We start from the raw sequence: 26860 nt of genomic DNA on the forward strand, positions 1-26860 counted from the left end.
CCCGGCAGGACGCCGGGTTAGCCGCGCTGGGCCAAGGATGGCCCATCGCGGCGGCCCACGGATTCAAGCCTGCGGGCGGGCATGCCGAGCCACAGCGAGGCACCGAGTGGTGGGGCAAGAGCGTTTTGGTTACTTTTGCGCTGTTCAAAAGTGACTCGCTGTAAGAGCACCGAGTGGTGGGGCAAGAGCGTTTTGGTTACTTTTGCGCTGTTCAAAAGTGACTCGCTGTAAGAGCGAAACCGATATAAGCCATAACCCAAATACGGGATATGTACGAAAATCCAAAGCACACATCGAACCCGCTTTACTGGTCTTTAAACTCAGGCGGCCGCTTGGCCACAAACGCCGCCATGCCTTCCTTCTGATCCAGCGTCGCAAACGCCGCATGGAACACCCGGCGCTCAAAGCGCACACCTTCAGACAAGCTCACCTCAAACGCGCGGTTCACGCTCTCCTTGACCATCATGCTGATCGGCACCGATTTGCTTGCAATCACAGCGGCCACTTTCAGCGCTTCTTCAAGCAAGTCATCAGCCGCAAAGATCCGCGCCACTATCCCGCTGCGCTCGGCCTCCACCGCATCGATAAACCGCCCGGTCAGGCACATCTCCATGGCCTTGGCCTTACCCACCGCACGCGTCAGACGTTGGGTGCCGCCCATGCCCGGCAGCACGCCGAGGTTGATTTCGGGCTGGCCGAACTTGGCCGTGTCACCGGCCAGGATGAAGTCGCACATCAACGCCAGTTCACAGCCGCCGCCCAAGGCGAAGCCGTTGACCGCCGCGATGATCGGCTTGCGGCGGTTGGCCACGCGGTCGCTGTCGCTGAACAAGTCGTCCAGGTAGATCTGCGGGTAAGTCAGCTCGGCCATTTCCTTGATGTCGGCTCCGGCGGCGAAGGCCTTTTTCGAGCCGGTCAACACGATACAGCCGATTTCAGGGTTGGCTTCCAGGCCGTCCAGCGCCTGGTTCAGCTCGCTGACCAGTTGCGCATTCAAGGCATTCAGGGCTTGCGGGCGATTAAGCGTAATCAGCCCGACGCGGCCCTGTACTTCGAGCAAAATAGTCTCGTAATTCATGTTCCGGCTCCTTAAAGATTGCGTGAGATGACCATGCGCTGAATATCGCTGGTGCCTTCGTAAATCTGGCAGACCCGCACATCGCGGTAGATCCGCTCCAAGGGGAAGTCGCTCAGGTAACCGTAACCGCCCAAGGTTTGCAAGGCAGCCGAGCAGACTTTTTCGGCCATTTCCGAAGCGAACAGCTTGGCCATCGACGCTTCCACCAAGGCTGGCTTACCGCTGTCACGCAGCGCGGCGGCGTAATGCACCATTTGCCGGGCGACGGCGATTTGCGTGGCCATGTCGGCCAGGCGGAACGCCACGGCCTGGTGTTCGATCAGGGTTTTACCGAAGCTTTCACGCTCGCGCGCATAGTCACGCGCCGCTTCAAACGCAGCGCGCGCCATGCCCACCGCTTGCGCGGCAATGCCCACGCGCCCACCTTCAAGGTTGGCCAGGGCGATCTTGTAGCCTTCGCCCTCCTCGCCCAAACGGTTTGCCAGCGGCACTCTCAGTTCCTCAAACAGAATCTGACAGGTGTCCGACGCGTGCTGGCCCAGCTTGTCTTCTACCCGCGCGACCGTGTAGCCCGGCGAATCGGTGGGCACGATAAACGCGCTGATCCCGCGTTTGCCGGCTGCCGGGTCGGTGACCGCAAACACAATCACCGCCCCGGCGTTCTGCCCGGAGGTGATGAACTGTTTACAGCCGTTGAGCACGTAATGCTCGCCGTCACGGCGCGCGCGGGTCTTCAGGCTGCTGGCGTCGGAGCCGGCTTGCGGTTCGGTCAATGCAAAGGCACCGAGCATCGCGCCACTCGCCAGCGGCGTGAGGAACTGCTGTTTCTGCTGCTCGTTGCCGAAAGTCAGAATCGGCACGCAGCCCACCGAGTTGTGCACGCTCATGATGGTCGAGCAGGCGCCGTCGCCCGCGGCGATTTCTTCCAGCGCCATGGCGTAGGCCAGGTAACCGGTGTCGCAGCCGCCCCACTGTTCCGGCACCAGCATGCCGAAAAAGCCCAGTTCGGCCATTTCAGCGATGGCCTCTTTGGGGAAGCGGTGCTCGCGGTCCCATTGCGCAGCGAACGGCTTGAGGCGCTCTTGCGCGAATTGCCGTGCGGCTTCGCGGATTTGCAGGTGTTCGTCAGTCGGCAGCATTGTGATGAGTCCTTAATACAGGCATTCAACAGCCATGGCGGTGGCTTCACCGCCGCCGATGCAGATGGCGGCAACCCCGCGCTTGAGGCCTTGCTGGCGCAACGCCGAGAGCAAGGTCACGAGGATTCGTGCGCCGGAGGCACCGATCGGGTGGCCCAGCGCGCAGGCGCCGCCGTGAATGTTGACTTTGCTGTGGGGTATTTCCAGCGTGCTCATGGTCACCAGGCTGACCACGGCGAACGCTTCGTTGATCTCAAACAGGTCGACTTCATCGAGTTGCCAGCCGGTCTTGTTCATCAGCTTGCGAATCGCCCCCACCGGCGCCACCGGGAACAGCCCCGGTTCATCGGCGAAGGCGGCGTGCGCATGAATCACGGCTAACGGCTTGAGCCCACGCGCGTGCGCCTGGCTCTGGCGCATCAGCAGCAACGCTGCGGCGCCGTCGGAAATCGAACTGGAGTTGGCCGCCGTCACCGTGCCGCCTTCGCGGAACGCCGGTTTAAGGCTGGCAATCTTGTCCAGGCGGGCTTTGGGCGGTTGCTCGTCATGCACGATGGTTGTTGGCTGTTTGCCGACCATGACCTGCACCGGCACGATCTCGGCGGCAAAGCTGCCGTGGGTAATCGCTTCCTGCGCACGGGTCAGCGAGGCAATCGCGAAGGCATCCTGAGCCTCGCGGGTAAAGCCGTTGTGCTCGGCGCAGTCCTCGGCGAAGGTGCCCATCAGGCGGCCCTTTTCATAGGCGTCTTCGAGGCCGTCAAGGAACATATGGTCGAGCACCTTGCCGTGCCCCATGCGGTAGCCGCTGCGCGCACGGTCGAGCAAGTACGGCGCGTTGGACATGCTTTCCATGCCGCCGGCGATGATCACCTCGGCACTCCCGGCCAGCAGCGCGTCGTGGGCCAGAATCGTCGCCTGCATGCCCGAACCGCACATCTTGTTGAGCGTGGTGCAGCGCGTGCCCTTGTCCAGCCCGGCACCCAATGCGGCCTGGCGTGCGGGCGCCTGGCCGAGCCCTGCGGGCAGCACGCAACCAAACAGCACTTCATCCACCGCATCGGCGGCAACACCTGCACGCTCCACGGCGGCGCGAATCGCCGCCGCGCCCAGCTGCGGCGCGGTCAGCCCTTTGAGGTCGCCTTGAAAGCCGCCCATCGGCGTGCGTACGGCGCTGACGATAACAATCGGATCGTTCATGAGTTGCCCTCCTTACTTGGCGGCCATGCGCAAGGCGCCGTCTAGACGGATCACCTCGCCATTGAGCATGCTGTTTTCGATGATGTGCCGCACCAGCGCGGCGTATTCGGCGGGCTTGCCCAAGCGTGGCGGGAATGGCACGCCGGCGGCCAGCGAAGCGCGCACCTGCGGCGTCATGCCGGCCATCATCGGTGTTTCGAAAATGCCGGGGGCAATGGTCATCACCCGAATACCGAAGCGCGCCAGGTCACGCGCAGCGGGCAGCGTGAGGCTGGCAATCGCGCCTTTGGAGGCCGCATACGCCGCCTGGCCAATCTGCCCGTCAAAGGCTGCCACCGAGGCGGTGTTGATGATCACGCCGCGCTCACCGTCGGCATTCGCCTCGGTTTCGGCAATTGCCGCCGCTGCCAGGCGCAGCAAGTTGAAGCTGCCGATCAGGTTGACGTTGATCACGTGGGCAAAGCTTGCCAACGCATGTGGGCCGTTTTTGCCGAGGATTTTTTCGCCGCGCACCACACCGGCGCAGTTGACCAAGCCGTGTAAACCGCCAAACGCCGTAACGGCGGCGTGCACGGCGGCTTCGGCGGCGGCTTCCTGGCTGATGTCCGCCACCGCGCTGCGCGCGTTATCGCCGAGCTGCTCGGCCTTTGCGGCCACCGCTTCGGCGTTCAGGTCGACCAGCATCACTTTGGCACCGGCCGCGATCAGCATCTCGGCGGTGGCCGCGCCGAGGCCCGAAGCACCGCCGCTGACCAGAAATACCTTGTTTTCAATCTGCATCATTGTGTCCTTTGAGGTGGGTTACGCCTGTGCGGCCTGAGCCTTGGCGATTTCCTGATTGCGCAAAATAAAGCGTTGCAGCTTGCCGCTCGGGGTCTTCGGCAAGTCGCTGACAAATTCGATTTCTCGGGGGTAAGCGTGCGCGGCCAGGCGCTTGCGCACGTGCAGGCGCAGTTCTTCGGCCAGTTGTGGGCTTGCGCTGTATTGCGGGCTGATCACCACAAAGGCTTTGACCACTTCGGTGCGCTGCGGGCAGGGTTTGCCGACCACCGCCGCCTCGACCACGGCCGGGTGTTCGACCAGCGCGCTTTCCACGTCGAACGGGCCGACGCGGTAGCCGGAGGTGGTGATCACATCGTCACTGCGCCCGACAAAGCTGATGCTGCCGTCGGGGTTCAGCTCCACGGTGTCGCCGCTCAGGTAATACGCGCCGACAAAGGCCTTGGTGGTCACGCCGTCATAGCCTGCGAACCAGCACATGGGCGAGTGTTCGCGGTCGATGGCGAGGATGCCCGGCTGGCCCGCGGGCAATTCCTGATGGTTGTCATCAAGCACCACGATGCGGTGCCCCGGTGAGGCAAACCCGGCCGCGCCCACATGCACCGGGTGCGCCAGGCCATGATGGTTGCACAGCACCATGCCCAGCTCGGTCTGGCCATAGTGGTCGTGGATGGTCACGCCCAAGTGGCTGGCGAACCAGCGAATCACTTCCGGGTTCAGCGGCTCGCCGGCGCTGCTGACAATGCGCAGCTTGCCCTTGATCGACTCGGCGAACTGTTCGCCGCCGGCAATCAACAGGCGATACGCGGTGGGCGAACCGGTGAGGTTGGTTATCGCGTATTTGTTGATCACCCGGCAGGTGCTTTCCAGCGTGAACGGGCCATCGTAGAAGGTAATCGGGTGGCCCATCGACAGCGGGCCGGTCACGCCGAAATAGATGCCATAAGCCCAGCCTGGGTCGGCCACGTTCCAGAACGCATCGTCGGGGCGCAAATCGACCGCGTCGCGGGTGTAGCTCTGGAAGGCGACAATTGCCTTGAGCGGCACCGACAGGGCTTTTGCCGGGCCGGTGGTGCCCGAGGTGAACATCAGCAGGAAAGGATCATCCGCGCTCAATAACAGCGGTTCGCAGACGTTTGAGTAGCGCGCCACTTCGGCCCAAAAACTGTAGTCGCCGCGTACAATGCCTTCACCTTTGGCGCCGGCGACCGTGACGATGGTTGGGCAACCCTGCACCTCGGCCAATTTGGGGCGGTTCACCGCGTCGGTGACCACCAGGGCTGCGCCAGCCGCGCTCAGGCGGTGCTCGATGGCCTTGGGGCCGAACGCAGTAAATAGCGGCTGGTACACCGCGCCGATGCGCCAGGTGGCCAGCACCACTACCAGTAATTCAGCAGTGCGTGGCAACAGCCCCGCGACTTTATCGCCGCGCCTGATGCCGTGGGCCAGCAGGAAGTTGGCGAAGCGCGCCGCGTGGTCCTGCAATTGGCTGAAGGTCACGGTGGCACTGGCGCCGTCCTTGCCTTCCCAGAACAACGCGATGCGCCCCGGCAGCGCGTGGCGGTCGCAGCACTCTACACAGGCATTCAGCGCTTGCAGGTTGCCGGCCAGTGCGGCGTCTGCGGTTTGCTGGTAATCAAACTCGGCGGTGACCGCCAAATACTCACGCATCGCTTCTAATCCTTGTGTGTTTTTATTTTCAGGACGCTTTGCAGGGCAAGATTCCGCGAAATAGTCGCTCCAGAGCGCAGCCCGCAGCAATAGTCAAAGCCATCAACATGGCTGACTGCTTTGGCCAATCATTGATCCCACTGATCAGCCGGTCAGCCCCAGTGATTGTGCTGACCTGATACGGGTTTGACACTCGCCGTGGTCTGGCCGAAGCTTGTGACTTTGCGATAGCTGCTCCCAGCTTTTGGACGCCTGCATGTCAAAGTCACGCCGTTATTCCATCGTCGGCCTGTGCGCCCTGTTGTTGATTGTGTTGCTCACCTGGTATTTCTCGCGCAGCACGCCAGTGGCTGTGCCGCCTGCCATCGCGCAGAGTTATTCGAAAGCCTTGAAGCAGGCGCATAACGGTGAGCCGGGCGCGGCGCGTGTGCTGTATCAACAGCTCGGCCGGCCCGACCTGTCGCCGGAGCGGCGCGTGGCATTGCATGCCGAACTGGCGAATTACCCAAGCCCGCAAGCACTCAAACTCACCGATAAAGACTTGGCCAATACCTCGCCGTTGGTACGTGAAGCGGCGATTCGCAGCATTGTCGGCCTGGTGCCCACCGGCCAGCGCACCTTGTTATTAGGGCCGGTGCTGGATGACCCGGAGCAAGAGGTGCGTTTCGCCGCGGCCAACGCCTTGCTCGGGCTGTCACCGGACACACTGGGCCTGTACTTCGGGCCGTTGCAGCAAGTGCTGGATGAGTTCGTCAAAACGCTTAAAAGCCAGCCCGAAACCGCCGAAGGCTGGATTCAACTGGCGCGCCTGTACATCCACAGCGCCCTGCTGCCGGACGCGCAGCATGCGCTGGAACAGGCCATGCGTTTGCAGCCCGACAACCTGCAGGCGGTGGTCGCGCAAATCGAGCTGCTGGATAAACAGGGCAAGACCGACGAGTCGCGCCAACTGCTGGCGCGTCAGTTGGCGGCGCACCCTGAATCGGCCTACCTGCAACACGCGCTGGGCCTGTGGCTGTTACACCATGGCGAGCGCCCTTATGCGCTGCTCGGCCTGTCGAAAGCGGTGGAGCTTGCGCCCGACAATCAGGATTACCGCTACGACCTGGCCACCACGCTGCACGACCAACAAGAGTTGGAAGCGGCGCAGCGCCAGTTGGAGGAAATCATCCAGCGTCATCCAGCCAATCGCAAAGCCCGGGTGTTGTTGGTCAACTACTGGAAAGAGACGGGCCAGTTGCAGAACGTGCAAGTGTTGCTGGCACAGCTTGAGCAACAGAACCCCGACGATCCGGCGTTGCAGCAAGGCCTGTGATCGCGCCGCAAAAACGCGTAAGCCATTAACGCAGCATACAAATATCAGCAAACTTTGAACGGCTACGGGCCACTACGGTCAAGTGAATATGGCGCGCCAGAGGCGGTGCGCCACCTCTACTTGCACGTGACTTGAGGAAACTTCTTGTCTACATCCAATGCGCAGCTCAGTGAAAAGGCGGCCACCGGTATTGAAGGTCTTGACGACATTCTTTCCGGGGGGCTATCGCGTAGCCACCTGTTCCTGTTGGAAGGCGAACCCGGTACCGGTAAAACCACCGTCGCGCTGCATTTTTTGCAAGCGGGCGCGAAAGCCGGCGAGACATCGCTGTACATCACCTTGTCCGAGACCGAGCGCGAATTGCGCCAAGGTGCCAAGTCGCATGGTTGGGACCTGGACGAGAATATCCATATCTTCGAGCTGACCCCGCCCGAAAGCCTGCTCAATGCGGACCACCAGCAAAGCCTGCTGTACTCCTCCGACCTGGAGTTGGGTGAAGCCACGCGGCAGATTTTTGAAGTGGTCGAACGCATCAAGCCAACCCGCGTGGTGCTCGACAGCCTGTCCGAAATCCGTCTGTTGGCGCAAAGCTCGCTGCGCTATCGCCGGCAGATCCTCGCGATCAAGCACTACTTTGTGCGTTACGACGCCACGGTGCTGTTGCTCGATGACCTGACCACCGAGTCGCTCGACAAAACCGTGCACAGCGTGGCCCACGGGGTTATCCGCCTGGAAGAACTGACGCCCAGCTACGGTGCCGAACGCCGCAGAGTGCGGATCGTCAAATACCGTGGCCAGAAATACCGTGGCGGTTTTCACGACTTCACCATTATGGGCGACGGCATCCATGTGTTCCCGCGCCTGGTCGCGGCTGAGCATCGCGGTGGCTATGTACGCCAGACCTTGAGCAGTGGCATTCGCGCACTGGATGCGTTGATGGGCGGCGGTGTCGAGACCGGCTCCAGCAGCTTGATACTCGGCCCTGCGGGCACCGGCAAATCATTGATCTCGATGATCTTTGCGGCAGCGGCTGTGGCGCGCGGCGAAAAAGCCGCGCTGTTCATCTTTGATGAAGAGTTGGGCTTGTTGTTCGAGCGCATGAAAAACATGGGCATCGACCTCGCCGCGCTGCAAGAGACCGGCAACCTGTTGATCGAACAAGTGGATGCCGCCGAATTGTCGCCTGGCGAATTCTCACACCGGGTGCGCCGTTGCGTTGATGAGCGCGGCATCAAAACCGTGGTCATCGACAGTATCAACGGCTACCAGGCCGCGATGCCGGAAGAAAACGCACTGATCCTGCACATGCACGAGTTGCTCCTGTACTTGAACCGCCGTGGTGCGGCGACATTCATGACAGTTGCCCAGCATGGACTGGTCGGTGATATGCAGGCGCCGGTCGACATCACCTATTTAGCGGACACGGTGATTTTGCTGCGTTATTTCGAAGCACTGGGCAAAGTGCGCCGCGCCATCTCGATCATCAAAAAGCGCACCGGCGCGCATGAATCGACGATTCGTGAATACCGTATCAGCGGCCAGGGCATGACCGTCGGCGAACCACTGGATAATTTCCAGGGCGTGTTGCGCGGCATTCCAACCTACATGGGCGCCGGTTCACCTCTGCTCAAGGAAGAGGGCTAGTGGCAAGTATCGCTCCCCTCTCCGAGCGCGCGATCATACTGGCGCCGATGGGCCGCGACGGCTCGTTGGCGCTGATGATGCTCAATGAGGCCGGCTACGGCGGCATCATCGCAACGAACCTGAGCATGCTCTGCGAAGCACTTGAGCAAGGCGCCGGCTTGCTGATTATTGCCGCCGAAGCCCTGCGCGGCGTCGACCTGGAGCCGCTGTTGGAGCTTTTGCACCAACAGCCGGCGTGGTCGGACTTGCCGATTGTATTGATGACCCATCACGGCGGCAGCGAACAGAACGGCTCCTCTCACCTGAGCGGTTTGCTCGGCAACGTGACGTTCCTGGAGCGGCCGTTCCATCCCGCCACCTTGATCAGCCTGGTCAGCACCGCCCTGCGCGGCAGGCGCAGGCAATATGAAGCACGCGACCGCTTGATTGACTTGGGCCAAAGCGAACTGCGCCTGCAGCGTACGCTCGAAACCCTTGAACAACAGGTGGAGGAACGCACCGCGCAACTGCGCAGCAATGAAGAAGCGCTGCGCCAGTCGCAAAAAATGGAAGCCGTTGGCCAATTGACCGGCGGCATCGCGCATGACTTCAACAACATGCTCACCGGCATCATCGGCAGCCTGGAGCTGTTACGCCGGCGCATTTCGCGCGGCAAGCTGGATGACCTCGACGGCCTGATCGATCTGGGGGTGACCTCGGCCAACCGCGCGGCGGGCCTGACCCACCGTCTGCTGGCATTTTCGCGCCGGCAATCGCTCGACTCCAAGCCTGTAGAGCTCAACCAACTGGTGAGTTCCATGGGCGAACTGCTGCAGCGCAGCATCGATGAAAGTATCCAGCTCGACATGCGCCTCGCCGCGCAGTTATGGACTGCCGAGGCCGACCCGAACCAGTTGGAAAGCGCCCTGCTCAACTTGGTAATCAATGCCCGGGATGCCATGCCCAATGGTGGCCAACTAGTGGTTGAAACCACCAACCGCCACCTCGACAGCGTCTTCACCGCCGCTTACGGCACCCTGGAGCCTGGTGATTACGTAGAGTTGAGTGTCAGCGACAACGGCTGCGGTATTCCCGAAAACCTGATGGCCAGGGTGTTTGATCCGTTCTTTACCACCAAACCGATTGGCCAGGGCACCGGGCTTGGGCTGTCGATGATTTACGGGTTTGCCCGGCAGTCTCACGGCCATGTGACGATTCACAGCGAAGTCGACAAAGGCACCACCGTCAGCCTGTTTTTGCCGCGTTTTATCGGCGAAATGCAGGTCGCAGAATCAATTAATCCCGAGTTGCTGCCCTACGCCAATGCGGGCGAAACCGTGTTGATCGTCGAAGACGACCCGGCGGTCAGGGTGCTGGTCAGCGCGGTGTTGAAAGAATTGGGTTACGCCTTCGTCGAAGCCGGCGACGCCAGCGGCGCTGTGCCGATCATCGAGTCCGACCAGCGCATCGACCTGCTGATCAGCGACGTCGGCCTGCCCGGCATGAACGGCCGGCAACTGGCGGAAATCGGCCGGCAAATACGCCCGGGGCTCAAGGTGCTGTTTATCACCGGTTACGCCGAGCACGCCGCTGTGCGCGGTGGTTTTTTGGACCCCGGAATGCAACTGATCACCAAGCCGTTCACGTTTGATTTGTTGACGGCGAAGGTGCGCGAGATGATTCAGGCGTAGTAACGCAAAGTCACGTTTTTTACCCAGCAAAGATGGAATCGATGTCTGGTTTTTTCCTACTCAGTGTTCTCGCGCTAAGTACGAAACAACACTTCAATCAGCATCGGCAGAGAAATTCCATCAATGATCGTATCTTCTTTAACTCCGACTTTAACTCCGACTCAATACGGTGCCCAAATGGGCGCCCTGCCCGTGGCGAATGGGTCTGCGCCATTCCCTTCTTATCAGCCACTGATGGCCGACGCCCCCCCGACAAAGGCTGCGGAACGCTCCGATGAAACACTTCAGGCCGAAGCGGACAGGCGGTTGACCACGTTGTACGCCGATGCGTTAAAACGCCCGGTCTTGCACGATAATAATCTGAATCCTCACCAGTTGGTCGTTCCAGGCATCCCGCGAAATTCGTCTTTCGGGCAATGGCGTACGCATCTGCACGATATCGTTGCAGGCCGGGCAATGCAGGATTGGGCCGCCGAGAAAAACATCGACCTGTCAGGACGCGTCACACTTGATGCCCGCAGCGGCACTATCACCTCCGAGTTTGCGGGTCGCCCCATATCTATTAGCTTATATGACTTCCCCGGCTGGCCTTTGCTTATCAGCGCTGCCAAAGCGCTGACACCGAACGGCGGGGTTGTTACGGTGGGTGCACGAGATACCGCAGCCGTGCAAGAGATCGGATTTTTCTATGGCAAGTACATTCCCATCGATCAGTCCACGCCCAAAACCGCTCAAAAAGCGCTCATAACAGCACACGCCGATCAGGTGTTGGAAGGCCCGCCCTTCACACCTGTAGATTCGAGTAACCCTTTCAAGGAGAACCTGAGCCTTCAAAAGACTCGGTTGGGTGACTTTAATAATCGCCGGGCGCTGAGCGCTCAGATAACCGGGAGCCTGGTTGCAAAACTCGGGAGGCTCTCGAACTTCGTACAGCCCTACAGCGCTGGTAGCAGTCCAAAACAGCGCGAACAACCTTTTAGCCCGGCCCAGCAAGAGGCGTTGAAAAACTCGGTTTTCACTGTGGACCCCGCGTCATCATATTTCAGGGAACACCACTTGAGCCCTGGGGCGACCGTCAGCCTGCACCGGTTTATGGTGGACCAGGGTATAGAGGTTCCCACCCACTACGATCAGCTTGTGGGAGTAGCCCGAGCGCTCAGTAGCGCACCACCGGTAAAGCCCGCTCTCGCAGATTTGGGCGGTGCGCTTTCAGGGCCGACGCTACTGAGCAATGAAGACCAACGCAAGCTCCACTCTGTGATTCGTCATGCAATGAAAGACAAGCCAGACGATAACGTGCTCACCCATTGGACCCGTGATCTTGATTGGGAACCGAGCAGCTTCGATGCCAATCCTCGTAAAGTCCTCAGTGACATCCTCGGCTCTTCCAAAGCACGCTGGATGGGTCATAACGCTGAGGCTACATTGGGCGAAATAGCGTCGCCTGAGGCTATGAACGACTGGATGCTCGCGGCGCTGCAGACCTCACTGGACAAGGAAAGCGTATTCACTGACCCGCCCATCTCAACCAGAACCCACGTCGCAGGGTTCGACTTGGCCAACCCTGACTTCTGGGGAAAGGATGCTTGCACCCTGCGAAGTGCGCTGAGTGATCACTTGATCCGCGTGGGAAAGGCCACGCCTCTGACCGCGCCCCTTGCGGTGTTTGTGTTGTTGTCGCGCAAGCAGCCGGGGCTGCTGGTCAAGGAGATACCCGCGGGCGTGAAAATTGGCTCGCACACATGGGTCAGTTTCAGCACCGCGGTGGCGCGCATCGAAGCGCAGGCACCCGGTTCAACCAGTCAAATGACATATGCACAGGTGATGATGCGCGCCGACGTGCCGGTGCTTTCACATGAAGAACAGTCAGTTGAACTGAGTGCAAAAAATGATGCGTTGAAAGACTGGGGCGTCGCTAACGGCATTATTGTTTCGAATCGGGAAGATGTGTACACAGCGCCGCAAATGGATGCGGTCTACCAGGCCTATAGCGCGCAAGTGGCCGAGTTGAGTGCAGGCTCCAAAACGTTTGCGAGAGGCATGCCCACACTTTCAAAGATGGCGCTGGACAAACTGCGCAGGCTAAACCCGCAGTTATCATTGGACGATCTTCAGGCCAAGTGCCTAAATTACGATCCGCGTCGCCTCGATAAACCAGGCCCCTACTCGGTATTGGATTTATACCTTAGCGGCAGGCTCGGGGCCTCTAATCTGAAGTGGACTACCTCTAATGATACAGTCGATCCAAGCGCCGTTCATACACAGTCACCCACGGACGCCGAGCCACTGTCGGGCCTGGTTGAAAGGTTTCAGCGTGAACTCCAAGGCTACTTTAATGACATTGAGTCGGCCGTAGCTGCGCAAACCAAAAATTTAATTTCAACCTTGCCGTTACATGATCGTCAGATCATTGAAAATGGTCAGTTAAGCGTGGCTAAAGAACGACGCGTGGTACGACGCAATGCCACCGGACAGGTAGAACAATTAAACATTAAACATCCCAACAGTTTGATTGTGCACGTCAAGTTCGAGGGGAAATCTTACGCGTATGCAATAGACTCAAAAAATAACACTGTCTATAAGCGTGAAGACTTAAACGACAAGCGTCTACTTGACACCCAACCCAGCGCCTCGCAATTAGCGCTGGGCGAAGAGTTTTTTTACCTTGAGCCTGTGGTGCCTTCCGGCAGTTATACTCAAAACCTTCTCGCCGAAAAGTCTGACCACGGAATGCCCAACAGCTATTTTAGCGAGAGGACGAAGTATATCGCGGACGCCAGGTTAAAGACCGTTGATATTCGAGCGCATGCAGAGGCCGCCAAGGGCAAGACAACGTTTGATACCGAAGGAAACCCGATTAAAGCGTTGGGCGAGTTTTTTCTGAACCTGATACCGCTTTACTCTGCTATCAATAACTTTTCGAAGGGCAACGTCGGCGAAGGCATCGTTGACCTGGCACTGGATGCGATGGGTTTTTTCGTCGGCCTCGGAGCCGCCGCAAAAGGCGCCAAAGCGCTGAAGGCGGGGGCATCCGCATTCAAATACTTCAGGTATGGCGCCAAAATCCTCGGCCGTGGCGCCCTGGGCGCACTCAACCCGCTTGACGGCATTGGCGCATTAGTGAGTAGCGCCGCAACCGGCGGGAAGAACCTGGCAAAATTTGGCAGTAGGAAACTCACCAAGTGGACAACGCCTGAAATATATGACGCGATAAAAGCCTTGAAAGGTTTCGATTCAGGAGCGATAGGCACCGCCAGGATACAGGGAGAACTCGTTGAAACGTTAGCAGCGCAGAGAAACGGGAAATGGTTTGCCGTTGACCCAATCACCCAGCAGCCCTACGGCCTTCCCCTGAAGGACTTTTTACCCTCCCCACGAATCAATGTAGAAGAGTTCGGCAAATGGGCGACCGCGGCCGACCCCGGTAAAAAAATAAGCGATGAGGTTGTCAATGAATGGAAAGCCAGCGTCATAAAACACCGCGGAACAACGGAGTTTGATAATGGCTATTATATCGGTGCGGCGAGTAAAGTTCCCGGTTTGGACAAGGCTAAAAAAATAGAAGACATCATGAAGTTGTCCGCTAACAAAAAGCTCAATGCTGAGCAAATAGGCATCATTACCAAAAAGTACGATGATATCGCCTACCAATTTGGCCGAACCGGTGCTGCCAGGTTCATTGACAATATAGAGCCTCGCTTCGGTAGCGTAATCCCCATGCCACAAGTCGTCTACCTGACGCAGACATTACAACTGTCTGATGGGCAGTGCGCTGCACTTTCACGCGTCATGGCGAACGCCATGGCGGAAGGAAAGGAGGCCGAGTTCATAAAAAATCTCTACACGGCCGCGGCGTTTCCCACGGACCCAGCCTCCCGAAGCTTTGTTAAAACGCTTAGCAAACTCCAGACCCAAGTAGGCAGCGCAGCGGGTTTCCATGCCGGAAAAATTCCGCGGCAGATTTCGTATCAAGGCATGATAAAGGAGTTGAACGACGCTAACGTTCCAAAGAGCATAATGATCGATTCTCCGGGCCATGCGATGGCCGCCGGCGTCAAGCTGAAGGATGGCGAAAAAACATTCTGGTTTTATGATCCGAATTTCGGCTTGGCAACGTTTTCAAGTGCCGAAGCAATGGAGGGGGGCTTGAAGAAACTCTTCCACGATAAAAAACTCAACGTTCAATATAAAACTCACGGCCCTGACAAGAATAATTTGCAGTTAAAAGTCTCTGATCATGACGATTTCTGGATGCAAAAAAACAGTGTGCTTGGCGCAGATGTTAACGTGTTGTATGACGCCCCACTGACCCCGTCAGGGCGTCCACGCAACCTCACTAACGAAGAGCTGAAATTTAACTGGGAGAAACTGCACGCCCACCCAGATAACCAAGGGCTGATATGTTACCAGGCCTCTGCGCGCGTTGGGCAAGCTGAAAAAACCCTCTCGCCGCAGGTCTACGATGCCATGATGGGCGCCGTAGAACTCAAGGGTGGCACTAACTATTCACCGCGTTATCTCGAACTGATGGGTATCAAACCCGACCGCCTGAAAACCAAGTTCAATCCCGACGATATTACCGAATCCGGGCTTCTCAATTTCAAGTACGCCAATGAAGGGGGCGACTTTGCTCATACGGTCTATATACAAAAAACCAGCAGCAATGAGTTGTTCCTCTTCAACACCAATAGTCCGGATCTGGATCTGGCGATGATCAAGAGTGGCAGCCCGCCACAGATCAGCGGCGCAATGACGGTCTACGCACTTAGCGATGGCAAGCACAAAGGGCTTCAAGACTTTCTCGACGGGCTCGGCGGAAAAGTCAGTTGGCAGTACGCCTACACGCCAGCCAGCACACTAAACGCCACTGTTCAGAAAGCACAACCTTGAGTCACTGAAATGCGCGGCGGCCTGGTTTGGCGCCGCCATGTTCAAGCCAACAACCGCTGGATATGCTCTTGCAGCGTATCCAGGTCAAACGGCTTGGCCAAAATCGGCGCGTTGCGTGTGATCGGGCTGTTGCAGTCGAGAATTTCCTGCGGGTAACCGCTGATAAAGATCACTTTCAGTTCCGGACGCAGCTTGATCGCGGGCTCGGCGATCTGCACCCCGGAAATCCCGCCCGGCAGGCGGTAGTCAGTCACCATCAGGTCGAGGTGCGGCTTGGTGGCGAGAATTTCAAACGCCTGCTCCCCATCGATCGCCTTCAAGACCCGATAGCCCAAGCCTGCCAGGTATTCACCCAACACAAACATAATGGATTCATCGTCCTCGACGATCAAAACGACATCTTGTGCATCTTCACTCATGGGAAGCCTTTGTCCGGTCAATAGCTGCAATTACGACCATGGGGTCACGCAGAGGTTGCGTTGAGGTGACGACTGATTTCATGTCGACGCCTCAAGCGGCAAACACACCCGGAACAGCGCGCCCTCGCCTATGCGGCTGTGCACTTCGATGGTTCCGCCGTGGGCCTCGACAATCTGCTCGGAAATGAACAACCCCAGGCCCAGACCGGCTGCCACATGACTGGCGGACACGCGCTCGAACTGCTGAAAAATACGCTTCTGGTTGTCTTCGCTGATGCCGATGCCATGGTCGCGCACTTCCACGCGCGCCTCACCATGCTCAGTGTAGACGCGCACCTCCACCGGGCTTTTGGCACCGTAGCGCAAGGCATTGGTCAGCAGATTGGAGACGACCTGCTCAATGCGGAACTCATCCCAAAGGCCTTCTACCGGCCCTTCGGCGTCCAATTGCATGGACGACTCGGCAGCCGCCACTTGTGGCGCAAAGTTTTCCACCAGGTTGCGCACCAACTGGGCCAGGTCGAAGTGCGCCGGGCGAATCGACAGTTTGCCGGTGCGGATACGCGACACGTCGAGCATGTCTTCGATCAGCCGGATCAGGCTACGGATCTGGCGTTCATCGCGGTCGACCATCGCGTGCATTTTGTCGAGGGTGAACGCGTCGGCGTTGTCCCGGGCCAAATGCATTTTGCGCAGTTGGGTCTCCAGGATCAGGCCGTTAAGCGGGGTGCGTACTTCATGGGCGACGATCGACATGAAGTCATCGCGCATGCGCACCGCCTGTTCCAGCTCGGTCTGGGTGGTCTGCAAGCGGGTCAGCAGCAGCTCCTGCTCGCGGCGGCTGCGCTCCAGCGCTTCAACCTGCTGCTTCATCGCCTTGCTCTGGCGATACAGGTCGACGAACACATTGACCTTGCTCTTGACCGCATGGATGTCCAGCGGCTTGTGCAGGAAGTCCACGGCACCGCTTTCATAACCCTTGAACGCATAATTGAGTTCGCGGCCGGCGGCGCTGACGAACACAATCGGAATGTTTTTGGTTTTTTCAGTGCCGCGCATCATTTCGGCCAGCTCGAAACCGTTCATGCCGGGCATTTGCACGTCGAGAATCGCCATGGCGAACTCGTGCTCCAGCAACAGTGACAAGGCCTCGTCGGCGTTCAGTGCCTTGAAAACCTGTCGGTCCTCGCGCTTGATCAGCGCTTCGAGGGCCAGCAGGTTTTCCGGCAAATCGTCGACGATCAGCAGTTTGGCCTGGACAGTACTTAACATGGGGAAGATTCCAGGGAAGCCAGCAATGAGCCAATTTCGCTCAAGGTTAGAATATGATCAGGTGTTTGCAACGCCAGGGCTGCCAGGGGCATCACGGCGATCCTTGCTTCTTTGGGGTCTTGTACGACGGTGGTGCCGCCGGACTGTTTGACATAGGCCAGCCCATGCGCGCCGTCCTGGTTGGCACCGGTCATTAAAATCGCCAGCAAGCCCTCGCCATAGGCATCGGCGGCCGACGCGAACAAGTAATCAATGGCCGGCCGCGAATGGTGCACGCGGTCTTCCTGGCTTAACGACAAGCTGCGGTCATGCTCTACCGACAGGTGATAGCCGGGCCCGGCGAAATACACGGTGCCCGCGTCGATCAGTTCCTTGTCCCGCGCTTCCTTCACCGGGATCCGCAAGCGCCGCGCAAACACTTCAGCCAACTGGCTGCGGCGCTCATCCGGCAGGTGCAGTACCGTAATGATCGGCAGGCCAAAGTCGTCAGGCAGTTCGCCAAAAATTTTCAGCAGCGCCTCGACGCCACCGGCAGACGCGCCGACGACGATGGCTTCAATCGCGCGATACGGGTTGGCTGCGGCATCGTTCATGATTTTCGGTAGATCCGTTCCTGCTTGACCAAGGGTTCGAATTGCTTGCTGTAGGCGGAAAAGTCCAGGGTTTCCTTGCTGCCCAGCACCAGAAAGCCGCGATGACACAGCGACTCATGAAACAATCCAAACGCTCGGTCCTGCAAATTTTTATTAAAATAAATCAACACGTTACGGCACGAAATTAACTGAGTTTCAGAGAATACGCTATCGGTCGCCAGGCTGTGGTCGGCAAACGTGACGTTCTCGCGCAGGGTCTTGTCGAAAATCGCGTAATCGTACGCGGCGGTGTAGTAGTCGGCAAATGAACGCTGTCCACCGGCCTGCTGGTAATTGGCGGTGTAGGCGCGCACGTTCTCAAGCGAAAAAATCCCCTGCTTGGCTTTATCCAGCGAGGCCGGGTTGATGTCCGTCGCGTAAATAATTGTGCGCTCCAGCAAGCCCTCTTCACGCAGCAGGATCGCCATCGAGTAGACCTCCTCCCCCGTGCTGCACCCGGCGATCCAGATCTTGATCGACGGATAGGTCTTGAGCAGCGGCACCACTTCCTGGCGAATCGCGAGGAAGTGCGACGGGTCGCGGAACATCTCGCTCACCGGAATGGTTAGAAATTGCAGCAACTGCATGAACGCGGCCGGGTCATGCAACACCCGCTCCTGCAGCGCAGAAATGGTCGCGCAGTCGAACTGGCGCAGCGCATGGGCCACGCGCCGCTTGACCGACGCACCGGAGTAATCGCGAAAATCGTAGCTGTACTTGAGGTAAATCGCCTCGATTAACAGGCGCAGCTCAATGTCACTGCTTTTTTCCAAGAAACTTCGCTCCACTTAAATGCGTTCCATCTTGGGCAGCCATACACGAATCAATGAGAACAAACGGTCCAGGTCAATCGGCTTGGCCAGGTAATCGTTGGAACCGGCCGCGAGGCAGCGCTCCTGATCGTCCTTCATGGCCTTGGCCGTCACTGCGATGATCGGCAACTTCTTCCAGCGCGGGTCCTGACGGATCAACGCGGTGGCCTCGTAACCGTCCATCTCCGGCATCATCACGTCCATCAGCACCAAGTCGATGTCGTCTACTTCATTGAGCTTGTCGATGGCCTCTCGGCCGTTACGCCCGATCACCACCACTGCACCTTTGTGCTCCAGCGCGCTGGTCAGGGCGAAGATATTGCGCACGTCGTCGTCGACCAACAATATTTTGCGCCCTTCGAAGACTTTATCGCGACTGCGCGCGGTCTTGAGCATCTTCTGGCGGTCATGGGACAGCTGCGATTCGACTTTGTGCAGAAAGAGTGTCACTTCGTCCAGCAGGCGTTCAGGTGAGCGCGCGCCTTTGATAATGATCGAGCGCGAGTACTTGCGCAGCTCGGCTTCTTCGTCGCGGGTCAGGTTGCGCCCGGTGTAAACGATCACCGGCGGGAACGAGCAAATGTCCTCGGTGGCCATGCGCTTGAGCAGCTCGTTGCCGAGCATGTCGGGCAGCTTGAGGTCGATGATCATGCAGTCATAGACGTTGGTGCGCAGCAGGTCCAGCGCGGCCTGGGCGTAGCCGACATCCGTGATTTCGATGTCGTCGTCGCCGATCAGGCGGGCAATGCTGTCGCGTTGCAAGTCATCGTCTTCCACCAGCAGCACGCGCTTGACCTTTTGCGTCAGTTTGGCTTCGAGCCGCGCAAACACGTCTTTGAGCTCTTCGCGGGTGGTGGGTTTGACCGCGTAACCAATGGCGCCCATGTGCATGGCGGCTTCGACGCGGTCTTCCACGGAAATCACATGCACGGGAATGTGGCGGGTACTCGCGTGTTCCTTGAGGCGTTGCAGCACGGTCAGCCCGGAGTGATCGGGCAGGCGCATGTCGAGCAGAATGGCATCAGGGATGAACTCCTCAGCCAGGCTGTAACCTTCGTCCGCGCCGTGGGCCACAAGGCAGTGGTAGCCCAACTCGTGGGCCAGGTCGAAGAGGATGCGCGCAAAGTTCGGCTCATCCTCCACCACCAGAATGCAGCGGGTGGTGAATGGCGCCTTGTCACGGTCGTCGGCAAAGCGCGGAATCTGCTGGGCGTCGGCCACTGGCAGTGGTGAAATCGCAATCGGCTTGGGTGCCGGGGCGGCCACGACCTGGCGTGGCGCCTCGATCGGTGCGGCGCCTTCTTCGCGCTCGACATACTGCTCCGGCAACACCAGGGTAAACACACTGCCGTTGCCCGGTTCGCTGGTCACGCTGATATAGCCGCCGAGCAACGCCGCCAGATCGCGCGAAATTGACAAGCCCAGGCCGGTGCCGCCGTAGCGGCGGTTAGTGGTGCCATCGGCCTGGCGGAAGGCTTCAAAAATGCTTTCTTGCTGGTCCGGCGCAATGCCGATGCCGGAGTCGCGCACCGTAAAGGCAATGCCCTCACCCGGCGCACGGGACACAGACAGGCTGACTTCACCTTGCTCGGTGAATTTAACCGCGTTGGACAGCAGGTTCTTGAGGATTTGCTCCAGGCGTTGGCGGTCGGTAAACAGCAAGGTCGGCGCGCCTTCCTGGATGTCCACCTGGAAACCCAGCTTGCGGTCGGCGGCCAGCGGCTCAAACATGCCGCGCAGGCCGTCCACCAGCCGTGCCACGCTGGAATTTTCCGGGCGCATGTCGAGCTTGCCGGCTTCGACCTTGGAAATATCCAGAATGTCGTTGATCAGGTTGAGCAAGTCATTGCCGGCCGAATAGATCGACTCGGCAAACTTGACCTGTTCAGCACTGAGGTTGTCCTGAGGGTTTTCGGCCAGCAGCTTGGCCAGAATCAACGAACTGTTCAGCGGCGTGCGCAGCTCGTGGGACATGTTCGCGAGGAATTCGGATTTGTACTTGCTGGAGCGCTGCAATTCGTCAGCACGTTCTTCAAGCTCCAGTTGCACGCGGTTGAGCTCGACGTTCTTGCGGTCCATGGCGTCGCGCTGGTCGGCCAGGGTCTGGGCCTGCTCGGCCAATTGCTCGTTGGTCTGCTCAAGTTCAGCCTGCTGGGTTTCCAGGTGGGCCTGCGATTCCTTGAGAATCCGCGACTGCTCTTCGAGTTCCTCGTTGGCGGTCCTGAGTTCTTCCTGCTGCACTTGCAGCTCTTCGTTAAGTTGCTGGCTCTCGGCGAGCACTTCCTGCAAGCGCTGGCGATACCGCGCGGCTTCGATGGAGGTGCCGATATTACCGGCGATCAGCTCCAGCAGCTCCACATCACGCTCTTCCAGCGGGCGCAGAAAACCCAGTTCAAACACGCCGTTGACGCGGTCATCATCGCTGGTCGGCATCACCAATACGCTGCGGGTAGTGCCTTCACCCAAGCCGGAACTGACCTTGAAATAATCCACCGGCACATCGTCCAGGCGAATCAGTCGATCCAGCTGAGCGGCTTGGCCAACAATGCCTTCGTCACTGTAAATCGACTGCGCCTGCTGCTCCTGTTCACGCGAGAAGCCATACGTGGCCACGCGTTTGAGGCCGCCGTGTTCTTCGCGCACATACAGCGCGCCCACGGCGGAGCCCATGTACTGGGCAAAAAACTGCAGGATGTTGCGACCGAGCATATTCAAGGTCAGTTGGCCGAGCACCTGTTCAGCCAGTTCGGTCTGGCCATTACGCAGCCAGGCTTGCTGCTCCAGGCGTCGCGCAATCTTTTCTTGTGACGCGAGGTTTGCACTGTAACTATCTGAAAGAGTAACTAAATTCTTGCGACCGAAATACGCCAGGAACCCGCTCAGCCCGAGCACAAAGACCAGGTACAGCGTGACGCTGAACACCGTGGTCCTTGTCACCTCTTGATTGCGGTTAATACGCAGCTGCTGCTCCATCGACACAGCGTCCTGGTATTCCTTGCGAATTTCGTCAGTCAGGCGCTTGCCACGGCCGGCTTTGACCGCACCACGGAAGTCACCACTTTCGCGCTGCAAATCAATCATTGACTGCGCGTATTTGTTCCACTCGGCTTGCAGCGCCTCCAGACGTTTGAGGCGGTCCACCTGTTGGGTGTTGTCCGCGACCAACTCCTGCAAATTACGCAACTCAGCAATGATCCTCGGCTTCGCAACCTCATAAGGGTCCAGAAAATGCTCATCGCCGGTGATCAGGAAGCCGCGCATGCCGGTTTCGAGGTCGACCGACAGCTTGGACGATTCATTCAGGTTGTTGATGACACGGTCGGTGTGCTCGACCCACTGAATCACCGACAGCAAATAGGTGATCAGCACCACGAAAAACACCGCGCTGAGCACACCCACGCTCAACGGCAGCGCAACGTTGCGGCTGAGAAGTTTACGAAAGCTGTGTTCATCGACAGACGACGCGCGAGTCATGGGCATGCCTTGGCCAAGTGTGGAAAACCCGGGAGTTTGCCCGAACAACGTGGGCCAAGGCTATGGCTCTTGGTTGATTTGGCGCAATCAACTGAGCAGTGGGCGTCAATTTAAGGTTGTTTAAGGCCGGGTTCACTGGAATATTCACCGGCCTTAAAACCGTCGCCTGCCACGCGACATTTGCGCCCAACCCCTTCACAATATCGACGCCAACGGAACTTGCCGAGATGGACGCCACTCATTAGAGAATGGTCTTTCATGCGCTAAAGACCCGTCCCTCCATTATTCCGAGAGTTTTGATTATGTCCGCTAACCCCTCCACCATCCTTGTAGTCGAAGACGACGCCATTGTGCGCATGCTGATCGTCGATGTACTCGAAGAACTGGAGTTCGCGGTAGTTGAAGCTGCGGACGCTGAAGAAGCGTTGAAGGTGGTCGAAAACACCGAGCAGGTTATCGACCTGATGATGACCGATGTCGGCTTGCCCGATATGGACGGCAAGCAGTTGGCAGGCAAAGTGCGTGAATTGCGCCCTGCTCTGCCAATCCTGTTTGCCAGCGGTTATGCCGACAACATCGACGTGCCCGCCGGCATGCAGGTGATTGCCAAGCCGTTCTCCATTGACCAACTGCGCGACAAAGTTAAGTCGATGCTGCCCGCCGCATAACTCGCGAGCGTGCGAGGCCGCCCGACAAGGGCGGCCGTTTGCTTGCCGCGACACTTACTCACCTCTCCGCCACGCCCTTCCCTGAGCATTTTTACGCGCGCCATTGAGCAAAAACCGTGAACGATCGAACGATCTTTACGTGAGAGCGCACGCGCTAAAAGACTTCCTGCGCAACTGAGTGCAAACTCTGCCCGGCAACTACGGGTTCAGCTATTTGCGACGGTATGCGCCGACCGCGGCCTACGTCTATAACCGCTGGAAATTCGACAACATCACTCCAGTTTCTTAAGAGACGCAACAACATGATCAGAAAACCGACGCGCCTGCTGTTGGCGAGCCTCTCGATACTCATGAGTACCGGCGCCTGGGCCGATTTTACCGCAACGCCCAGCGAAGCCCGGGCCATAGCCAGGGAAGCCTACTTGTATGGCTACCCGGTGGTGGAGATGTACAAGACGCTCTACACCCAGGCCGTCGATAAGGGCGGTGCCAACTTCAAGGCGCCGTTCAACCACATCGGCAACACCGCCCAGGTTGTCACCCCCAAGGACACCGCGCTCGTCAACCCGAACCCGGACACGCCCTACTCTTTCGTATGGATGGACTTGCGTAAAGAGCCGCTGGTACTGACCTTGCCCAAGATCGAAGACAACCGTTATTACTCGGTACAGTTGATCGACCTCTACAGGCAGAACTTCGCCTACCTGGGCACGCGCAGTACCGGCAACAATGGCGGCCACTACATGATCGCCGGGCCGGACTGGAAAGGTCAGCAGCCGGTCGACATCGATCGCGTGGTTTACAGCGAAAGCAATATTGCCTACGCGCTGTACCGCACGCAGTTGTTTGACGATAAAGACTTGAGCAAGGTCAAGCAGATTCAGAGCGGCTACAAAGTGCAGCCGCTGAGCAGCTATGTAAAACAAGCCGCGCCGCCACCGGTGCCGAAGATCGAATGGCCCAAGCCGATGGCCACGATGACCGAAGGCCCGCAGTTGTTTCGCTACTTGAACTTCATGCTGGCGTTCGCTGCCCCTCAGGACAGCGAGAAAGACCTGCTGGCGCGCTTTGCCAAAATCGGCATTGCGCCCGGCGCGCCATTCAAAGTCAAACAACTGACCGCCGAACAACGCAAAGCCCTGGAGGATGGCATCTCCGATGCCCGCGCTGAATTTGCGGCGTTCAAGAAAGACAAGCTCGATACGCATCAAGTACCCACCCGTGATCTGTTCGGCAGTCGCGACCACCTGAACAACAACTATCTGTACCGCTATGCCGGTGCCGATATGGGTACTTTCGGTAACTCGGGCGATGAAGCCGTTTACCTGCGCTATGTTGTCGACAGCGAAGGCAAACCCGCCAACGGTGCACGTCACAGCTACACCCTGCACTTTGCCAAGGGCCAACTGCCGCCGACCGATGCATTCTGGTCGCTGACCATGTACGACGCCAAGACCAAGCTGCTGGTGCCGAACCTGAAAAAACGCTACTCGATCAACTCACAGATGCTGCCCAGCCTAAAACTGGACGCGGACGGCGGCTTGACCCTGGCGTTGCAGCACCACGAGCCGCCCAAAGCTGAACAGAGCAATTGGTTGCCCGCCCCGCCCCGCCCATTTTATGCAGTACTGCGGATTTACCTGCCCAAGCCTGAGGTGGTTAACGGCCAATGGACGTTGCCGCCGTTGACGCCGCTCAAGTAACACTACGTGCCCGGCCACGCGCTTTTGGTCGGGCACTTGACGCGCTTCGCAGCCCGCACTACTGCCGTCGGTTTACGACCCGGTTAGCCGCGTTCGCGAGGGATCAGGCTTTGCAATTGCGACGCCAGGAAGTTCGCATCGAAAGCGAAGGTGTCCGGGTCTTTGAGGCCGTTGGTCTTCTTCCACAGCCAGTCGTTTTTATCCGCCGGCAGTACCAGCGACACGCTACCGTGGCGCGCGGCCGTCAGGCCCATCACCGAAACGGAGATCGAACCGCCCGCGCCCATCACATCCGGCACAAACTCCACGGTTTTGCCGGTGATGTTTACGGTCAGTTTTTCGGTCTTGAAGGTCGATGCCTCGACCGGCAGGCTTGGGCCGTTGGCGACGTACGCCTCACGATGGACATCCAGTAAACCCACGGTTTTCACCGGTTCCAGCCATTGCTCAATCTGCCCGAACAACTCGCCGAGCTTCTGCGCCCAGCGCGCCGACTGCACATCGAATTGCTGTTTTTTATGCGCTTCGCTGTCAGCGTAATGACGAAGCATCTCGCCCAGTTGTTGTACATCGTCCATTGCGGATCTCCTCGGGTGAGCCAGGTTGCGAGCGCTGATCATGGCAGATGCGGCGGCTGACCGTGCGGCTTAAAACTGCACGGGTGATTTTGCAGGTAACTGCGTATGACTAATCTGCCGCCACTGGGTAAGGTGAGCCTCCATGCCTTTTCAGGAGCATCGCATGCGTACCATCGGCCTTATCGGCGGCATGAGCTGGGAGTCCAGCGCCGAGTACTACCGCCTTATCAACCAGCGTGTACGCGACCAACTGGGCCCACTGCGTTCGGCGCAACTGTTGATGTACAGCGTCGATTTTGGCCCCGTCGAACAAGCCCAGCATGCTGGCCGCTGGGATGACGCCGCGCTGATTCTCGAAGATGCCGCACGTCGCCTGGAGGCCGGCGGCGCCGACTGCGTGGTCCTGTGTACCAACACCATGCACTTGGTGGCGCCGCGTATTGAAGCGGCGGTGTCGATTGCGTTTTTGCACATCGCCGATGCAGCCGGTGCTGCTGCGGTAGCGCGCGGCACACTGACGGTCGGCTTGCTCGGCACGGCGTTCACCATGGAGCAGGACTTTCTAAAGTCGCGCCTGGCGGCCCAGGGTTTAACCGTGCTGGTGCCGGACGCAGATGAGCGCCAGGCCGTACACCGGATTATTTATGAGGAATTGTGTGTCGGCGTGATCAGCGACGCATCGCGCCAGGTGTACCAACGCGTGATCGCGTCGCTGGCCGCGCGTGGCGCCCAGGCGATCATCCTCGGTTGTACGGAAATCGGCCTGCTGATCAAGCCGCAGCACAGCGACTTGCCGCTGCTGGACACCACCGAGCTGCATGCGCAGGCTGCGGTGGCGTTTGCTTTGCAGGCTTAAGCCGAACTGCGCAGGCGCGCCATGCTCAAGGTGTCGACAAATACCCCGTCACGCAGCGCGTAATCGCGCAGCCGGCCTTCGACTTCGAAGCCGAACTTGCGGTAGAGGTTATGCGCCGCCTCGTTGTCGGCGTAAACGGTGAGTTCCACGCGGTGCAGGTTCATCCAGTTATCGGCCACGTCCAGCGCGGCGGTCAATAAGCGCGAGCCCACGCCTTTGCCCTGCCAGGCCGTGGCCACGCCCATGCCGAACGAACCGACATGGCTCTGGCGCACGCGCAGGTACTGTTCCAAGCCAAGTTGGCCGATCACTTCACCCGCTTGCAAGGCGACCAGTTGTAGTCTGCGTTCGTTGTCCATGACCAAGCGTTTACGCCAGGCTTCGACTGACTGAAAAGGCATTTGCAGCACCTGACGGCACACGGCCGGTTCGTTGTAGAGCGCAGTGACGCCCTCAAGGTGCGCCTCGGTGAAGCGCTGGATCACGATAGTGGGTTCAGGTGTGGGCATTGTGCTTCGTCCTTTGAAAGACACGTGGCCCGTCAGTTTAGGCAGCGCACGCGCGCGATGGCTAGGGTGGGAACGGTCATTCAGCCGACACAATCTTGCAAACCGAATGCACTCGACTGTGGGAGCGGGATTGCGCCGTCGGGCTTAGGGTTGTGCCTTGGGTTTTGAGTGCATATCCGGTATTTGGTTTGTGGCTTATATCGGTTCCGCTCTTACAGCGGGTCACTTTTGAAAGGCCCGGAAGGCGGCCCAATCTCCCACGCTGAATGCGGTCAAATGTGGGAGATTCCATTGCTGAAAAAGCGGGACGCAGAGCGTCCGGAGCGGCATTACCACGCAGAGCGTGGGAACGATCATCTATCCCCCAAGCAGAATGTGGTCAAACTGTGGGAGGGGGCTTGCTCCCGATGGCGGTGGGTCAGTCAACTCATGTATCAACTGTAAAACTGCTATCGGGAGCAAGCCCCCTCCCACAAAAAGCAAAAAAAACAGATCTGCCGTGTATGCAAAACTGCTTTTGATCTGCTTCAACCACTCAGGTCGGCTTTCAGGC

19 protein-coding genes are annotated in these 26860 nt (G+C 58.7%); 7 read left to right on the top strand and 12 right to left on the bottom strand.

Annotation, left to right across the window (positions count from 1 at the left end):
* Positions 1-304: 304 nt before the first annotated feature.
* The 5 genes from AO240_RS03295 to AO240_RS03315 are packed head-to-tail and all read right to left on the bottom strand — an operon-like array spanning position 305 to position 5865.
* Positions 305-1078 (bottom strand): enoyl-CoA hydratase, encoded by a 774-nt coding sequence (locus tag AO240_RS03295; protein ID WP_099235131.1) that lies wholly within the window; start codon positions 1076-1078, stop codon positions 305-307.
* Between the two features lie 11 nt (positions 1079-1089).
* On the bottom strand, positions 1090-2217 hold the full coding sequence (locus AO240_RS03300; RefSeq protein WP_099235132.1) for an acyl-CoA dehydrogenase: 1128 nt from the start codon (positions 2215-2217) through the stop codon (positions 1090-1092).
* A 12-nt stretch (positions 2218-2229) separates the two neighbouring features.
* On the bottom strand, positions 2230-3414 hold the full coding sequence (locus tag AO240_RS03305) for an acetyl-CoA C-acyltransferase (RefSeq protein ID WP_099235133.1): 1185 nt from the start codon (positions 3412-3414) through the stop codon (positions 2230-2232).
* 12 nt (positions 3415-3426) lie between these two features.
* Positions 3427-4194 (bottom strand): SDR family NAD(P)-dependent oxidoreductase, encoded by a 768-nt coding sequence (locus AO240_RS03310; protein ID WP_099235134.1) that lies wholly within the window; start codon positions 4192-4194, stop codon positions 3427-3429.
* 21 nt (positions 4195-4215) lie between these two features.
* On the bottom strand, positions 4216-5865 hold the full coding sequence (locus AO240_RS03315; protein ID WP_099235135.1) for an AMP-binding protein: 1650 nt from the start codon (positions 5863-5865) through the stop codon (positions 4216-4218).
* Between the two features lie 256 nt (positions 5866-6121).
* Here AO240_RS03315 and AO240_RS03320 point away from each other — a divergent pair, with 256 nt between their 5' ends.
* The 4 genes from AO240_RS03320 to AO240_RS03335 all read left to right on the top strand — a co-directional run bounded on the left by AO240_RS03320 (position 6122) and on the right by AO240_RS03335 (position 15384).
* The gene (locus tag AO240_RS03320; protein ID WP_099235136.1) at positions 6122-7180 is read left to right on the top strand and encodes a tetratricopeptide repeat protein; all 1059 of its coding nucleotides are present in this window, start codon (positions 6122-6124) and stop codon (positions 7178-7180) included.
* Between the two features lie 144 nt (positions 7181-7324).
* On the top strand, positions 7325-8824 hold the full coding sequence (locus tag AO240_RS03325; RefSeq protein WP_099235137.1) for an ATPase domain-containing protein: 1500 nt from the start codon (positions 7325-7327) through the stop codon (positions 8822-8824).
* Between the two features lie 47 nt (positions 8825-8871).
* Positions 8872-10494 (top strand): ATP-binding protein, encoded by a 1623-nt coding sequence (locus AO240_RS03330; RefSeq protein ID WP_371918590.1) that lies wholly within the window; start codon positions 8872-8874, stop codon positions 10492-10494.
* A gap of 177 nt (positions 10495-10671) precedes the next feature.
* Positions 10672-15384 (top strand): YopT-type cysteine protease domain-containing protein, encoded by a 4713-nt coding sequence (locus tag AO240_RS03335; RefSeq protein WP_099235139.1) that lies wholly within the window; start codon positions 10672-10674, stop codon positions 15382-15384.
* 41 nt (positions 15385-15425) lie between these two features.
* Here AO240_RS03335 and AO240_RS03340 read toward each other — a convergent pair whose 3' ends face one another.
* The 5 genes from AO240_RS03340 to AO240_RS03360 all read right to left on the bottom strand — a co-directional run bounded on the left by AO240_RS03340 (position 15426) and on the right by AO240_RS03360 (position 21993).
* Positions 15426-15803, bottom strand: coding sequence for a response regulator (locus AO240_RS03340; RefSeq protein ID WP_003217591.1), 378 nt, complete (start codon positions 15801-15803; stop codon positions 15426-15428).
* Positions 15804-15881: 78 nt separating this feature from the next.
* Positions 15882-17075, bottom strand: coding sequence for a hybrid sensor histidine kinase/response regulator (locus AO240_RS03345; protein WP_099235140.1), 1194 nt, complete (start codon positions 17073-17075; stop codon positions 15882-15884).
* Positions 17069-17668, bottom strand: coding sequence for a chemotaxis protein CheB (locus AO240_RS03350; protein ID WP_099235141.1), 600 nt, complete (start codon positions 17666-17668; stop codon positions 17069-17071). The genes AO240_RS03345 and AO240_RS03350 overlap by 7 nt, the downstream gene beginning before the upstream one ends.
* Entirely contained in the window at positions 17665-18495 is an 831-nt protein-coding gene (locus AO240_RS03355) for a protein-glutamate O-methyltransferase CheR (RefSeq protein WP_371918586.1), read from the bottom strand. Before AO240_RS03355 ends, AO240_RS03350 begins: the two co-directional genes overlap by 4 nt.
* A complete protein-coding gene (locus AO240_RS03360; protein ID WP_099235142.1) occupies positions 18496-21993 on the bottom strand; it encodes a response regulator in 3498 nt (1165 codons plus the stop codon). It abuts the gene before it with no gap.
* Positions 21994-22295: 302 nt separating this feature from the next.
* Between AO240_RS03360 and AO240_RS03365 the strand changes: the two genes are divergently transcribed.
* Both AO240_RS03365 and AO240_RS03370 read left to right on the top strand, forming a co-directional pair.
* Complete coding sequence (locus tag AO240_RS03365; RefSeq protein WP_099235143.1) at positions 22296-22661, top strand: response regulator; 366 nt, start codon at positions 22296-22298, stop codon at positions 22659-22661.
* Between the two features lie 302 nt (positions 22662-22963).
* Positions 22964-24364 carry a DUF1254 domain-containing protein gene (locus AO240_RS03370; RefSeq protein ID WP_099235144.1) on the top strand — a complete coding sequence of 467 codons (1401 nt, stop codon included), beginning with the start codon at positions 22964-22966 and terminating at the stop codon, positions 24362-24364.
* Between the two features lie 83 nt (positions 24365-24447).
* Here the strand turns inward: AO240_RS03370 and AO240_RS03375 are convergent, their stop codons facing one another.
* Positions 24448-24942 (bottom strand): hypothetical protein, encoded by a 495-nt coding sequence (locus AO240_RS03375; RefSeq protein WP_099235145.1) that lies wholly within the window; start codon positions 24940-24942, stop codon positions 24448-24450.
* A gap of 163 nt (positions 24943-25105) precedes the next feature.
* On the opposite strand from AO240_RS03375, the gene AO240_RS03380 reads away from it, so the two are divergent.
* Positions 25106-25798, top strand: coding sequence for an aspartate/glutamate racemase family protein (locus tag AO240_RS03380; RefSeq protein ID WP_099235146.1), 693 nt, complete (start codon positions 25106-25108; stop codon positions 25796-25798).
* On the opposite strand, the gene AO240_RS03385 is transcribed toward AO240_RS03380, so the two are convergent.
* Positions 25795-26307 carry a GNAT family N-acetyltransferase gene (locus AO240_RS03385; RefSeq protein WP_099235147.1) on the bottom strand — a complete coding sequence of 171 codons (513 nt, stop codon included), beginning with the start codon at positions 26305-26307 and terminating at the stop codon, positions 25795-25797. The two genes, AO240_RS03380 and AO240_RS03385, sit on opposite strands and share 4 nt — an antisense overlap.
* Positions 26308-26860 lie beyond the last annotated feature (553 nt).

The sequence above is a fragment of the Pseudomonas sp. ICMP 460 genome, assembly GCF_002723595.1.
Classification (GTDB): Bacteria; Pseudomonadota; Gammaproteobacteria; order Pseudomonadales; family Pseudomonadaceae; genus Aquipseudomonas; species Aquipseudomonas kitaguniensis.

Bases quoted from the DNA above. Each gene is read 5' to 3' on its own strand.
- AO240_RS03315 (WP_099235135.1), bottom strand. From the start codon at position 5,865: ATGCGTGAGTATTTGGCGGTCACCGCCGAGTTTGATTACCAGCAAACC.
- AO240_RS03300 (WP_099235132.1), bottom strand. From the start codon at position 2,217: ATGCTGCCGACTGACGAACACCTGCAAATCCGCGAAGCCGCACGGCAA.
- AO240_RS03375 (WP_099235145.1), bottom strand. From the start codon at position 24,942: ATGGACGATGTACAACAACTGGGCGAGATGCTTCGTCATTACGCTGAC.
- AO240_RS03310 (WP_099235134.1), bottom strand. From the start codon at position 4,194: ATGCAGATTGAAAACAAGGTATTTCTGGTCAGCGGCGGTGCTTCGGGC.
- AO240_RS03340 (WP_003217591.1), bottom strand. From the start codon at position 15,803: ATGAGTGAAGATGCACAAGATGTCGTTTTGATCGTCGAGGACGATGAA.
- AO240_RS03365 (WP_099235143.1), top strand. From the start codon at position 22,296: ATGTCCGCTAACCCCTCCACCATCCTTGTAGTCGAAGACGACGCCATT.
- AO240_RS03385 (WP_099235147.1), bottom strand. From the start codon at position 26,307: ATGCCCACACCTGAACCCACTATCGTGATCCAGCGCTTCACCGAGGCG.
- AO240_RS03360 (WP_099235142.1), bottom strand. From the start codon at position 21,993: ATGACTCGCGCGTCGTCTGTCGATGAACACAGCTTTCGTAAACTTCTC.
- AO240_RS03370 (WP_099235144.1), top strand. From the start codon at position 22,964: ATGATCAGAAAACCGACGCGCCTGCTGTTGGCGAGCCTCTCGATACTC.
- AO240_RS03380 (WP_099235146.1), top strand. From the start codon at position 25,106: ATGCGTACCATCGGCCTTATCGGCGGCATGAGCTGGGAGTCCAGCGCC.
- AO240_RS03350 (WP_099235141.1), bottom strand. From the start codon at position 17,668: ATGAACGATGCCGCAGCCAACCCGTATCGCGCGATTGAAGCCATCGTC.
- AO240_RS03330 (WP_371918590.1), top strand. From the start codon at position 8,872: ATGGGCCGCGACGGCTCGTTGGCGCTGATGATGCTCAATGAGGCCGGC.
- AO240_RS03305 (WP_099235133.1), bottom strand. From the start codon at position 3,414: ATGAACGATCCGATTGTTATCGTCAGCGCCGTACGCACGCCGATGGGC.
- AO240_RS03320 (WP_099235136.1), top strand. From the start codon at position 6,122: ATGTCAAAGTCACGCCGTTATTCCATCGTCGGCCTGTGCGCCCTGTTG.
- AO240_RS03345 (WP_099235140.1), bottom strand. From the start codon at position 17,075: ATGTTAAGTACTGTCCAGGCCAAACTGCTGATCGTCGACGATTTGCCG.
- AO240_RS03295 (WP_099235131.1), bottom strand. From the start codon at position 1,078: ATGAATTACGAGACTATTTTGCTCGAAGTACAGGGCCGCGTCGGGCTG.
- AO240_RS03335 (WP_099235139.1), top strand. From the start codon at position 10,672: ATGGGCGCCCTGCCCGTGGCGAATGGGTCTGCGCCATTCCCTTCTTAT.